Below are 203 nucleotides of genomic sequence, written 5' to 3' on the forward strand. Positions count from 1 at the left end.
CTCAAACACAGAGGCTGTGGTAGCTCCCAGACGGAACACAAGATCTTCTTCCGCATAAAGTCCAGCGTTAACATTCAGATTTAAAATGGCAGACTTGACAGACAGCTCTGTGATCAGGTTACCAACAGAGGGAATCTGGATCAGACCCATCATATCAACAAGGGGGGCAGCCTCGCTTTTATGGTAAACAATCTTGGCATCCA

1 protein-coding gene is annotated in these 203 nt (G+C 46.8%); it reads right to left on the minus strand.

Annotation, left to right across the window (positions count from 1 at the left end):
• Positions 1 to 203 (minus strand): hypothetical protein (locus tag ACM615_RS24020; RefSeq protein ID WP_431012649.1); only part of this gene is annotated, 203 nt, incomplete at both ends.

Source organism: Rahnella sp. PAMC25617 (assembly GCF_050606005.1).
In the GTDB taxonomy this organism is placed as follows: Bacteria; Pseudomonadota; Gammaproteobacteria; order Enterobacterales; family Enterobacteriaceae; genus Rahnella; species Rahnella variigena.